This is a genomic window from Microbacterium pullorum, assembly GCF_014836535.1.
Taxonomy (GTDB): Bacteria; Actinomycetota; Actinomycetes; order Actinomycetales; family Microbacteriaceae; genus Microbacterium; species Microbacterium pullorum.
Genome location: NZ_JACSQP010000004.1, coordinates 101550 through 114129 on the forward strand (window position 1 = coordinate 101550; position 12580 = coordinate 114129).

9 protein-coding genes and 1 tRNA gene are annotated in these 12580 nt (G+C 64.9%); 4 read left to right on the top strand and 6 right to left on the bottom strand.

Features of this window, described 5'->3' with window-relative positions; translation table 11 throughout:
* Positions 1–5 precede the first annotated feature (5 nt).
* Positions 6–785: a DNA/RNA non-specific endonuclease gene (locus H9651_RS07465; RefSeq protein ID WP_191718672.1), complete on the bottom strand. Its 780-nt coding sequence runs from the start codon at positions 783–785 to the stop codon at positions 6–8.
* 53 nt (positions 786–838) lie between these two features.
* Positions 839–1858 carry a TerC family protein gene (locus H9651_RS07470; RefSeq protein WP_191718673.1) on the bottom strand — a complete coding sequence of 340 codons (1020 nt, stop codon included), beginning with the start codon at positions 1856–1858 and terminating at the stop codon, positions 839–841.
* A gap of 414 nt (positions 1859–2272) precedes the next feature.
* On the opposite strand from H9651_RS07470, the gene H9651_RS07475 reads away from it, so the two are divergent.
* A complete protein-coding gene (locus H9651_RS07475) occupies positions 2273–2851 on the top strand; it encodes a helix-turn-helix domain-containing protein (protein WP_191718674.1) in 579 nt (192 codons plus the stop codon).
* Positions 2851–3429, top strand: coding sequence for a hypothetical protein (locus H9651_RS07480; protein WP_191718675.1), 579 nt, complete (start codon positions 2851–2853; stop codon positions 3427–3429). Before H9651_RS07475 ends, H9651_RS07480 begins: the two co-directional genes overlap by 1 nt.
* Before the next feature lie 234 nt (positions 3430–3663).
* On the opposite strand, the gene H9651_RS07485 is transcribed toward H9651_RS07480, so the two are convergent.
* The 4 genes from H9651_RS07485 to H9651_RS07500 form a co-directional block, all read right to left on the bottom strand.
* Positions 3664–6987 (bottom strand): type I restriction endonuclease subunit R, encoded by a 3324-nt coding sequence (locus tag H9651_RS07485; protein ID WP_191718953.1) that lies wholly within the window; start codon positions 6985–6987, stop codon positions 3664–3666.
* Positions 6987–8096 carry a restriction endonuclease subunit S gene (locus H9651_RS07490; RefSeq protein ID WP_191718676.1) on the bottom strand — a complete coding sequence of 370 codons (1110 nt, stop codon included), beginning with the start codon at positions 8094–8096 and terminating at the stop codon, positions 6987–6989. Before H9651_RS07490 ends, H9651_RS07485 begins: the two co-directional genes overlap by 1 nt.
* Positions 8093–9619, bottom strand: coding sequence for a type I restriction-modification system subunit M (locus H9651_RS07495; RefSeq protein ID WP_318244825.1), 1527 nt, complete (start codon positions 9617–9619; stop codon positions 8093–8095). The genes H9651_RS07490 and H9651_RS07495 overlap by 4 nt, the downstream gene beginning before the upstream one ends.
* Positions 9620–10020: 401 nt before the next feature.
* Positions 10021–10094, bottom strand: a tRNA-Gly gene (locus H9651_RS07500).
* A gap of 72 nt (positions 10095–10166) precedes the next feature.
* Between H9651_RS07500 and dcd the strand changes: the two genes are divergently transcribed.
* Together dcd and H9651_RS07510 are read left to right on the top strand one after the other, a co-directional pair.
* On the top strand, positions 10167–10772 hold the full coding sequence (gene dcd, locus H9651_RS07505) for a dCTP deaminase (protein WP_191718678.1): 606 nt from the start codon (positions 10167–10169) through the stop codon (positions 10770–10772).
* A gap of 91 nt (positions 10773–10863) precedes the next feature.
* Positions 10864–12570, top strand: coding sequence for a BCCT family transporter (locus tag H9651_RS07510; protein WP_404803003.1), 1707 nt, complete (start codon positions 10864–10866; stop codon positions 12568–12570).
* The last annotated feature ends 10 nt before the right edge of the window (positions 12571–12580 follow it).

Below are 12580 nucleotides of genomic sequence, written 5' to 3' on the forward strand. Positions count from 1 at the left end.
CTGCGTCAGAGGACGATGTCCTGCGGGTCCTCGAGCGGACGGGCAGCCGTGACTCCCTGGGAGCCGAGCACATCCGCGTCGGTGAGGGTTCCGACGTCGAGTCCTGTCACCTCGGCGATGCGCTGGACCGGCACCTGGAATGTGCGGAACCCACCGAGCGGCGGGGGCGTCACGGCGCCGGTGCGGGTGTCGATGAGGTCGCTCTGGTCGAGGATGAAGCCGGCGGCGGCGAGGCCCGCGGGCGAGAGCCACGCCGCGATCTTCCAGAACCGCAGCGGGATGCGGATGCCGCGGTAGGGCGGGTCGTCGTCGGCCAGCACCGGTGCGGTGAACACCGACAGGCGCTGGTCGGTGGCGTCTGCGTACTCCAGCACGTGGTCTTCGAGGCCGAGCCAGAGCTCCTTCGATTGGTTGAATCCGGATGCCTGCGGCGCGGCGTTCGGGTAGCGGAACGTGGCCTCGGTGGCGATGCGCGCGGTGACGGGGTCGCCCCAGCCGGGGTCGCGGCGGCGGACGAGGTGCCCGCGGTCGAGGTCGTTACGGGCGTAGATCTCGGGGCCGGCTTGCTGCGCGGTGGGTACCCGCGCGTCGAACTCCCAGTCGCCCGTGCGCGGGAGATCACGCAGCGTCGCGCCGTCGATGTTCACGGCGGTGACCGCGGCCAGCCGGCGGTCGGGATCGAGCGCGACGGTGAAGCGTGGGTAGGCCAGGCGCACCGTGCCGGCGGCCCCGGCCGGCAGTGGCGCCGCAGCGCCGAGGAAGAGGGGGTCGTAGCCGGCATCCATGACGACATCCTTTCGGGCTGACGCGTGCCGTGTGAAGACGAGGTCGTCGTCGATCAGCGAGGATCGTGCCCCTTTGTGATCTCCTCGGAGACCGCGTCGGTCTGGCGTAGCCGGTCGCCGCGGGTCTTGAGCAGGCTCGCCACGGTGGCCACGACGACGGTTGCGGCGATGAAGAGCAGTGACAGCCAGATCGGGATCTCGGGGATCACGGTGAACGGCTCTCCGCCGTTGATGAACGGCAGTTCGTTCTTGTGCAGCGCGTGGATGAGCAGCTTCACGCCGATGAAGGCGAGGATGACGGCGAGCCCCTGCGCGAGGTAGACCAACCGTTGCAGCAGGCCGCCGATCAGGAAGTAGAGCTGGCGCAGGCCCATCAGCGCGAACGCGTTGGCGGTGAAGACGATGTACGCCTCGTCTGTGAGGCCGTAGATCGCCGGAATCGAGTCGACCGCGAAGATCAGATCGACGAAGCCGATCGCGACGATCACGAGCAGCATCGGGGTGACGAACCGTCGTCCGTCCATCACCACGGTGAGCTTGTCCCCGTTGTACTCGTCGCTCACCGGCAAGTGGCGGCGTACGAAGCGCATGAACTTGCCGTCCGCGGGGTTCGAGTCGCCGTGCGCGAACGCCTGACGGTAGGCGAGGTAGAGCAGCAGGGCGCCGAACGCGTAGAACACCCACGCGAAATTCTCGATCAGTGCCGCACCGACCGCGATGAAGATGCCGCGCATGATGAGCGCGATCACGATCCCGATCATCAGCACCTTCTGCTGATAGATCCTCGGCACGGCGAAGCTCGTCATCACGATCAGGAAGACGAAGAGGTTGTCGATCGACAGCGCCTTCTCGGTCAGGTAGCCGGCGAAATACTCACCTCCGTATGTCCACCCCGACACGATGCCGATGCCGACGCCGAACAGCAGCGCGAGACCTATGTAGAACGCCGACCAGCGCGCCGACTCTCCGATGCTGGGCTCATGCGGCTTGCGCACGTGCGCGTAGAACTCGTAGACGAAGAACGCGATGGTGACCGCGATCGTGATGATCCAGACGAGCGGAGTGATGTTCATGAGGGAGTCCAGTCTTGGCGTGAGCAGATCAGCGTCAAGGTCTTCCCCATCCCTCTGATGAGGAACCGGTGGCCCGGGATGCGGTGCATCCGTAATGACGAGCCGACCGTGTCGGAGTACTCCCCTTGGAGGGAAACATACTAGGGGCACACGTCGCGTTCTTCCTGAACGGTCACCGCGCATCTCTGGCCCGATTTGTGTGCTGAGCCAGGGCAACGCGTTCGAGCCCCGTTACTCACCCGATCAGCTGACCGGTGGAGACCGCCGGGTTGGTCCGATACGTGAACCAGCATCAAGGGCAGATGACGCCGCCTTCCCAAGGCTGCCCAGTGTCGCAGTCGTGAAGGCTTGACTGGCCTCCGTGCGGGACGCGACCACTGGTGTTATCGTAATAGAGAACAGAAGGGGTGTGTCGTGCCGTTCGCAGAAACGATCCGACAAACGCGCCTGCGCCGCGGCAAGAGCCTGCGCGCAGTTGCCGCGGCGGCTGGTGTTGGCGCCAGCAACCTCTCTGCCATCGAGAACGGCCGCCGGGAGCCTACGACCGCCACCGTGGAGAAGCTCGCCAAAGCGCTTGGTGTGCGCTTCGTCGCTGTGCCCGCAGGTCGTTCCACGGCGGCGGAGACTGCCGGTTTTATTTGCCGCGCGGAGGCCGACGGGCGTCCCGACGAGGCCTACCGGGCGTTCATCCAGCTGGCCGACGATCTTGCCGCCTCCCGCCCTTTCGACCGTGTAAAGCTCGTCGCTGATGACCCGGCACCAGGGTGCAGTCGCTGGCTTGACGCGCTGGCCGGCCTGGTCGAGCTGCGGTTGAAGGAAGCAAACCTGCCGGCCCCGGATTGGGCGTGCGAATACCGCGGTGACCCCAGCAAGCCGTGGGAGCCACAGCGCTCCCGTCGCCCGCTGCCCGTACACGCGGACGTCGACCTCGCCCCCGAGCCGCTGCGCCGTCGAGGCGTGGCGATTGAGGCTGGCGAGCTCGAGAGCGTCTGATGGCGTTGATGACGAGGGATGACATCATCGGCGGGCTACGCGATGTCATCGAGCACCTCCGTGCCGCTGGCAAGCCGGCGACCATTCAGATCGTCGGCGGAGCAGCCATTGCACTTACCATCGACGCAACACGTTCGGCGACCAGCGACGTCGATGGGCCGTTGACCCCCGAGAACGAACTCGCAGAAGTGGCCGCGAAGGTTGCCTCTGCCCGGGGATGGCCGGCGGACTGGCTGAATAGCAAAGCAGCATTCTTCCTGCCGTCAGGCTTCGGCCCTCGCGGAGCCGAATGGGAAACCATCTATGACCAGGACAGTGTGCTCGTCCAGGTTGGCAGCCCGCGAATGCTGCTGGCCATGAAGCTGAGAGCCGCCGAACGCAGGCTGCAACGGGACGCCCCCGACATCGCTGCCCTGCTCGCTGCCACAGCGACGCGCTCTGTCGAGGCGGCGGAGGTGCTGCTGAGCGACTACTTTCCCGGAGACGAGATGTCAGAACGGGTCTACAAGCTGGTGGAGGCGCTGTGCGCTTTGGGGGAGGAGCCTCCCTCTCCCCCTGAGCCGCCCGTGCTGGCTTAGCCGGGCTGCCCAGTGCTGTCGGGCACTGGGCGGTATACGGCGTCCGGGGTACGTCGCTGACCCTGCTTGGGCGCGATAGCGGCGGAATCTCCAGTCCGGTTACCTGCCCCACGGTTGACCGCGGCTGAGTCAACGCGAACTCGTGGGATTGTCGGAACTGGCTCTCGAGGCGGGCAGGAAGTGACGGTTGCCGGGGCTGACGGGAATCGGCCACTGCGACTCCACACGCCACCGTCAGCCAGCCCGATGCGCGTTCGATTGCAGTTGCTGGGCCACCTGCGAGGCGAAGCCGGGATCTGCGAGGATACGTCGCACTACGTCGTCGGCGATGCGGCGAACGTCTACCTCGTTGCCGTATTCGACCACGGTGTTTGGCCTGTGGGCATCGACGCGCATTGTGTACGCGCTGTCGCCACTGTCGCCATAGGCCGAGAGTACGTGGTCGTAAACGAGTTGAACCTTGGTCTGGAAGACGTCGACGGTGTACGTATCCGGGAGTCCGGCGTCGAGCACGGACCGGATGGTGCTGTTCACATCGCTCATCACGTCAACTTTGTGGCGCCAGTCCTGGACGAGTTTGTCATGAAGGTGCTCAAGCAGCATCTTCGCGCTGGCCTTGACCCGCTGCCGCTCCTCGTCGGTGAGGACGGGATCGGGCTGAGTGAGTAGGTCGAAGATCGCCAGTTCCTCGTCGGTCATGCCTTCCCGAACGGCGCGTTCTTCTTCGTGGGTGAGAGTCTTAGACATCTCTACGAGGCGTCTGAGGTACTCGTCGGTGTTGACGCTGCTTGCGTTGTAGTCGGCGATGAGTTGCTCGATCCGTTCGACTAGCTCGTACCGGGTGGCGTTGCGCGTTGCCGCGCCGACCGCGCGCGCGAGGAGGAGCTGCGCTAGACGGTCTGTTTCGGCACGCTTGCGTCCCGCAAGTTTGCGGGCAAGCCCTTCGAAGTCGATCTGTGACAGGTCGAGGAGAGGGTCAGGCTGCACGCCCTCGGCTACGGCGCGGATGACATACTCCTCGGCCCCGACCGAGCGGTCCAAGAGAGCCTCGACAGCGTCGACTACGCCGCTGATTTCGGGCTCTGGCGGCTTGATGACAGAGGTGATTCGCTCTGCGAGTACCCGGATCGTAGCGACGGTACGCTGCTGGGCTGTGGCCTTCGGATTGGGCAGAAGCGCCTTGAAAAGTCTCCGAATAAGCCGCGCCCGCATGAGGAAGTCGTTCCAGGTAGCTTCGTCGATCAAAAGCGCCTCGACGGCGGCGTCGCGCTTGGCGATGTGGTCGAAGCCCGTGGCGTCTCGCGTCCCGATGAGGTCGACGCCGATGTCGGTGCAAAAGGTGATCAGTTCGGCCACCGCCGCGTCGAGTTCACTTGCCAGTGAGTCGATGATCTCAATAGGCGACTCGCCGGCGTTGGCGGCCCCGTAGATCGCCAGGGCCTTCTCCAAGTTCCTGAAGACACCGACGTAGTCGACGATGAGGCCATTCTCCTTCTCCGGGAAGACGCGGTTGGCGCGGGCAATGGTCTGCATCAGGGTGTGGTTACGCATCGGGCGGTCCAGGTAGACGGTCGAGACACTGGGGGCGTCGAATCCGGTCATCCACATGGCGCAGACGAACACCAACCGCAGCGGGTCGTCCGGGTCCTTGAACTTCTCGGCGAGATCCTCCCGGTTCATCCGCTCGCGGTGCGGGCGGATGTCCAGACCGAGGTCGTCGAGCATCTTCAGTTCGTTCTGACTCTGCGAGACCACCACCGCCATGTCGGTGGTCTCCATCAGCTCGATCCGCGACGCCAGCCAGGGCCGCTCCAGTTCCGGCAGTGCATCGTGCTCGGCCCTCAACTCGGCCAAGTGTTCGGCCCACGCATCCCGGACAAGGTTGTACATCCGCACAGCTGCTGCCTTATCGAGCCCGACGTACATCGCCTTGCCGCTGAATCCGCGGCCGACGAAGTGAGCGACGAGGTCCTTGGCGATGGCCTTCAGACGCTCAGGACGGTTCAGCAACGTGTACTGCGTGCCGAAGGCACGTGCTAGCTGGCCCTCGGCGTCTTCGTCGAGCTCGGCCTCCTCGAGGAGGGCGTTGAGCTCGTCGGAGAAGTTCTCGTTGACCAGCTGTAGCTCAGGGATCCGGTTCTCGTAGTAGAGAGGGACCGTTGCCCCGTCCTCTATGGCGTCTCGGAAGTTGTAGACGCTGACGTAGTCGCCAAACTGCTCGCGGGTCGCCTGCTCCTCACCGGCGATCAGCGGCGTTCCGGTGAAGCCCATCATCGAGGCGTTCGGCAGGGCCGCGCGCATGTTGAGCGCGAGCGTGTCGTACTGGCTTCGGTGTGCCTCATCGGTGATGACGATGATGTCAGAGCGGTCCGACAGCACCGGTATCTGCCGCTCGCCCAACGCCTTGGAGGGCTGGAACTTCTGAATCAGGGTGAACACGTACCGGTGATCGGCGGCCAGCAGCTCGCGCAGATGTGCGACGGACTGCGCATGCACCCGGGCCTCGGGAGAGATCGCACCAGCGTCGGCGAACTCCCCGTGGAGCTGAGTGTCGAGTTCGGTGCGGTCGGTGACCATGACGAAGGTCCAGTTGCCAGGCACCTGCCGCAACACTTTCTGCGTGAACCACAGCATTGATAACGACTTACCCGAGCCCTGCGTGTGCCAGAAGACGCCGAGGCGCTTGTTCTGGGCACCCCGTGCCCGGTGCAGGTTGTCGATTGCTGCGTTGACGCCGAGGTACTGGTGCGACCGCGCCAGTACCTTGATGAGGCCTCCAGGGCGCTCCATGTATGCGACGAAGTTCTCCAGCAGGTCCAGCAGCACGGCAGGGTCGCAGGTGCCGCGCAGGGCCGTTTCCAGCGCGACCGCACCCCGGGTGCCGTGGGCATCGATGACCAACCAGTCGTTGAAGAACTCCCACGGCGAGTACGTGGACCCGACCTTGGCCTGGCTGCCGTTCGAAAGCAAAACGAAGCAGTTCGGAATGAAGAGCTGCGGAATGGTGTCGCGATAGTCGGTCAGGTTGTTGTCGTACGCCGACTTCACCGACTCATTCGGCTCCTTGAACTCCATCACCACCAACGGAACGCCATTGACGAACAGCGCGACATCGAGACGCCGGCTGTGCAGATTGCCCTTCACCCACATCTGCTGCACAGCTAACAGGTCGTTGTTTGCGGGGGCGCCTAAGTCCAGGAACCTGAGGGTCTCGATCTGCTTCTCGCCGTTGTCGTCGGTCCATTCGGCCTGATAGCCGTTACGGAGGAGTTCGTGCACCTCTCGGTTGGCACGCACCCGATCCATGACCGTGCGGTCCTTCGTCAGTGCCTCGATGGCCTCGTTGATCGCCGCGTCGGGGACGTGCTCGGAGTTGAGCTTGCGCATCGCGGACCGCAGCCGATGAGTGAGTACGACGTCGTGCTGGGAATCACGACCGAGCGTTCCCTCCGGCCCGAGCACCTCGTGGAACCCGTCAACAGGCGTCCAACCGAGATGCTCCAGCAACTCCATGCTCGGTTTCTCCACGTACAGGTACTCCGCCCCCGTCGGCACCATCACGTCACCGCACCCTCAACCAGCGCCCCGAGGTCGAGCGCCGACACGTCGATCTGCCCAGTCACCAGTCTTGGAAGCAGCAGATCACGCAGCGCGGCCAGGCTGCCAGTCTGCCGCCCCAGAGCTGTCGCCTGTGCGCCGAGTGGGTCAACCGCCGTTTGGAATGCCTCCAGCACATCTAGGGGCGGGACGAGGAACGGTCTCGCGTAGGCCGCCTCGCGGCTGAGTCCTGGAACAGCGGCGTGCGTGTTCGTGAACCTGGTACGTCGCAACTGCTCGGCGACGAACCTTAGGGGCAGTCCCGTGTCAACGTAGTAGGCCGTGTCAATCGGCCAACATGGGCCGTCGACCCAGTGGATGCTGCCGACGTTGCCCTTGCGCCCGACAACAATCGTCGGGCCAGAGACGAACGACTCATCGTGCCACCCCACAATGCCTGCGGAGCTGACAACAGCAACGGCCCCGCCCCGCCGGGCGGATGCTTTCAGTGCCTTGCCGTACTTGAGTTCGAGCACTTCACCGATCGTGCCCGCCCGCCAGCCTTGAGGGATCGGGCCGAGAGCGGAGTCGACCAGGGGCACGTCGCCGTGGCCGGGGTAGCGGAACTTCACGAACCACTCGCGGTAGATGGACCGTGCCATCTTCTCGAGCAGCTCGAGCCGCCGGCGGTTGTTCTCGATCAAGTCATCGAGAGCCTGAGCCACCTGCGCGATGGATGCTTGGACCGAAAGCTCCGGCACCCGGACCGAAAGGGTGTGCAGATGATTCCGGTTGAGACCCGGTACGGCAGCTGCTCCGTCGTACTTCGCCAAGTCCATGGACCGAAGCAAGACTGCCACGAAGCGAGGGTCGTTCCCCTTGAAATCGCGCACGTAGAGCGAGGTATTCAGTGGCCAGAAGTCTTCAGTCACATAGAAAACTTGGCCGAGCGTACCGTATCGGCCAGTGACGACGCCTGGAGCCTTTACCTTTGCCTCGTCATGCCAGCCGGTTGGCCCTGACGAAGAGATAACCGGAACTGAGCCGACTGCTCGCGAGCCGCGCGGAAGGTCGTATCCACGCTTGAGCTCACACACCTCCCCTAGAGTGACGTCGCGCCATTCCGTCATGCGTCGAGAACCCCTCGAACGGCAGTATCGACCTTGGCACGTAGCGCCTCGGCTTGGTCGCTCAGCATCGTGAACTCCTCGTAGAGCTTTTCGAGGTCACCCATGAAGTCGACGTCGCTCTCATCGACCGTTGCCGTGCCGGTGTAGCGGCCGGGGTTGAGGCTCCAGCCCTGCGCCTCGATCTCTGCACGTGTCGCGACCTTGCAGAGGCCGCCGACGTCGACGTATTTACCGTCGGGGAAGCTCTCCTTCAGCAAGACTTCGCTGCCATCGGTCGTCTCGATGTCCTCGCCGCGGTAAAGCCGCACGATGTTGGCCAGGAACTCGATCTGGTCGGCCGTGAAGTCGCGGTGGGCACGGTCGATCTGACGGAAGATGTGGCGAGCGTCGAGGAACAGGACGGTGTCCTCCCGCGGCGTACCGACCTTGGCCTTGTCGAGGAACCACAGCGTCACCGGCAGGGTGACGGTGTAGAAGAAATTCGAGCTGATCGCGACCATCACGTCGACTGTGCCGGACTCGATCAGCTGCTTGCGGATCTCTCTCTCGGAGTGGCCCGCGTCTCCAGCGGAGTTGGCCATGACGAAGCCGGCGCGACCCTTCGGGGCGAGCGCTGCGTAGAACTGTTGGATCCACAGGTAGTTGCCGTTGTCGGCCTTTGGCAGGCCGAACGGGAACCGCTTGTCGCCCGCCAGTTGGTCCTTCTTGATCTTGTCGACGTTGAAGGGCGGATTCGCCATCACAAAGTCGAAGGCACCGACCGCACTGTGCGGATCTTCGTAATAGCTGTTGGCCTGACGAATCTCACCGGAAAGCCCGTGCATGGCGAGGTTCATCTTTGCCAGAGGCACGGTGTCATCCGTCTTCTCCGCGCCATAGATCGACAGCTTGCGGCTAGCGGACGCGTGGTGGCGCTCGATGAACTTCGCGCACTGAACGAACATGCCGCCTGACCCGCATGCGGGGTCGAGCACGCGGCCGTGGAACGGTTCGAGGATCTCGACGATGAGGCGGACGATCGAGTACGGGGTGAAGTACTCCCCTCCGCCCTTGCCTTCCTGGGCTGCGAAGTTAGAGAGGAAGTCCTCGTAGATGAACCCGAATGCGTCACCCGATAGCTGGGTAGGCAGCGGGGCGAATAGCCGCAGCAATTCGATGAGAGTCGTGCGCTCCAGTTTTTGGTAGCCGCGAGGCAGGATGTCCTTTAGCTCGGGGTTCGCCGCCTCGATCGCCTTGATCGCTTCATCGACTGCCTTCCCGATGTCCTCACCCTCGGGCAGTTCCACGATGCGGGTGAGCCGCGACTCTTCGGGGACGTAGAGAACGGACTTCGCCTTGTAATCGGCGGGCTGGGCGGGGTTCCGTGTGCTGCGGTTCGCTTCCACCTCGCCGCGCACCTCTTCGAAGCGGTTCTCCGCATAGGCGAGGAACACTAGCCCCAGCACGGGGTCGCGGTACTGCCCTGGTGTCAGCTTCGAGTTCGCGCGCAGTTCGTCGGCCGCCGTCCAGAGGGTAGCGCGCACCTTCGTCAAGTCAGTCGTTCTCACCCTCGCAGGCTACCCCGGCACCCTGACGACGAACGCTCGACGTAGTCGATGAGACAGTGTGCTTGTGAGCCCACTACTGAGTGTCGTGACTGGAGCGTGACCCGCTTTCCCGGACACCCTGGTCATGACCACCCGAGTTGAGGCGACGATCGTCTCAGAGAGGAGTCCGTGAGATGCCTGCTTCCCACCCGCCGGAGTTCCGGCGCCGAGCCCCGGATCTCGTCGCCCGGGGAAACCGGGTCGGCCAGAGCGCCCGTGATCCTGGGATCAGTGAGTCATGCATTCGGAACTGGATGAACCGCGACGCGGTCGATAGTGGAGGAATCTCCGGTCCGGACTACCTCTGGAATATCCGAGATAGCTCTGGAAGTGACAAGTGGAGGGGCTGACGGGAATCGAACCCGCGCTATCTGCTTGGGAAGCAGAAGTTCTGCCATTGAACTACAGCCCCGTGCGTCACCGAGGCGACGCGGGCCCCAGCTTAGCAAAGGCCGTCGCGGCCGCGCGCCGCTAGGCTGACGTCGTGCTGCTCAGCGACCGTGATATCCGACTCGAAATCGACGGCGGCCGCATCGGCCTCGACCCGTGGCAGCCCGAGATGGTGCAGCCGTCGAGCGTCGATGTGCGCCTCGACCGCTACTTCCGGCTGTTCGACAACCACAAGTACCCCTTCATCGATCCGGCCGTGGATCAGCCGGATCTGACGCGCCTCATCGAAGTCGACCCCGACGAGCCGTTCATCCTGCATCCGGGGGAGTTCGCCCTCGGCGCGACATTCGAGCAGGTGACGCTGCCCGACGACGTCGCTGCGCGTCTGGAGGGCAAGTCGTCGCTCGGCCGCCTCGGTCTGCTCACCCACTCGACGGCCGGCTTCATCGACCCCGGGTTCACCGGCCACGTCACCCTCGAGCTCTCCAACGTCGCGACACTGCCGATCAAGCTGTGGCCGGGGATGAAGATCGGCCAGCTCTGCTTCTTCCGGCTCTCGTCGGCCGCCGAGAACCCGTACGGGTCCGGCCCGTACGGCAACCGGTACCAGGGTCAGCGGGGCCCGACGGCATCCCGTTCGTCGCACAACTTCCACCGCACCGACGTCGGCACGAGCGACCTGGGTTCGCGCGGCGCCTGAGCTTCGGCCCCGGCCAGGGTCCTGCGCCAGCACACCAGGATGCCGCGCGCAACCGAGCGCGCGCCCGCGCCTGCGGGGTTAACGTGGGTGCGTGAGCAACTCGAACCTGCCGGGCGAGCCTGCCTCCCCGCCGAGAGCGCGAACCACGGGCGACGCCCGTCGCTTCCGCCCCAGCCCTTGGGTCATCGTGCCCGCAGCGGTCGTGACGCTGGTGTTCAGCGCCTTCGCGATCATCTTCCCCACGCAGGCGGAGACGTTCTTCGGCACGATCCAAGGCGCCATCGTCAACGGCTTCAGCTGGTACTACGTCGCGATCACCGCCTTCTTCGTCGCGTTCTGCCTCTTTCTCGGCTTCAGCCGGTTCGGCGACATCCGCCTCGGCCGTGACGACGACCGGCCCGAGTTCTCCGCCGGCGCCTGGTTCTCGCTGCTGTTCGCCGCCGGCATGGGCATCGGCCTCGTCTTCTACGGTGTGAGCGAGCCGCTCAGCCACTTCGTGACTCCCAAGCCCGGCGTCGAGGGCACGCCCGCGCAGCTCGCGCAGTCCGCCCTGACCCAGACTTACCTGCACTGGGGCGTGCAGGCGTGGGCGATCTACGTCGTCGTGGGCCTCGCCCTGGCCTACGCCGTGCACCGCCGCCGCCGCCCGTTGACGATCCGTTGGGCTCTCGAACCGGTCATGGGCCGCCGGGTGCGTGGCGGCTGGGGCAACGCCATCGACTCCATCGCCCTCGTCGGCACCCTGTTCGGTGTCGCAACCAGTCTGGGGCTCGGCGTGCTGCAGATCAGCTCAGGGCTGTCGGCCGCCGGCCTCATCGAAAAAACCGGCATCGTCGACCAGATCATCATCATCACCGTGATCACCGCCGCCGTGCTGTTCTCGGTGCTCTCGGGTGTGAGTCGCGGCATGAAGTGGCTCTCGACGACGAACCTGGTCCTGGCGGCCGCCCTGCTGCTGTTCGTGCTGTTCGCCGGCGACACCCTGTACCTGCTGCGCGAATGGGTGCAGTCCATCGGTGCCTACCTGCAGAACTACATCGGACTGAGCTTCAGCGTCAGCGCCTTCCAAGGCGCGGCGGGCCAGGAGTGGCAGGCCTCGTGGACCGCGTTCTACTGGGGCTGGTGGATCTCGTGGGCGCCGTTCGTCGGCGTCTTCATCGCCCGCGTGAGCAAAGGCCGCACGGTACGCGAGTTCGTCATGGGCGTGCTCCTCGTTCCCACCATGCTCGGCATCCTCTGGTACGCCGTCCTCGGCGGCTCCGCCCTCAAGATCGAGGCCCAGAACCCGGGCGCGATGACCACCGCCGATGGCACGGTGAACATCGAAGGCGCGCTGTTCCAGATGTTCGAGTACCTGCCGGGCACACTCGTGCTCACGATCGGCGCCCTCATCCTCATCGGGATCTTCTTCGTCACGTCCGCCGACTCCGGCGCGCTCGTGATGGGGATGCTGGCCACGGGCGGCAACCCCGAGCCCAGCAAATCGGTGCGCGTGCTGTTCACGCTCATCACCTCGGTGCTTGCGGTGGCTCTGCTCATCGCGGGAGGTCTCGTGGCGCTGCAGACGGCGGCGGTCATCATCGCTTTGCCGTTCAGCGTGGTCATGCTGCTCATCTGCTGGGCACTGGTGGTGGCGTTCCGCCGCGAGCGCACCGCGTACGAGCGCGCGGCGCGCGAGCAGTTCGTCGAGCGCATCGGTGAGCATTACGGCCTCGAGGTCGAGTTGCCCAACGAGGAGGGGGTGGCGGCGCCGAAGTGGACGCGCCGGTTGACCCGTCGCCGCGACGACGACAGCTGAGGCGGGTCAC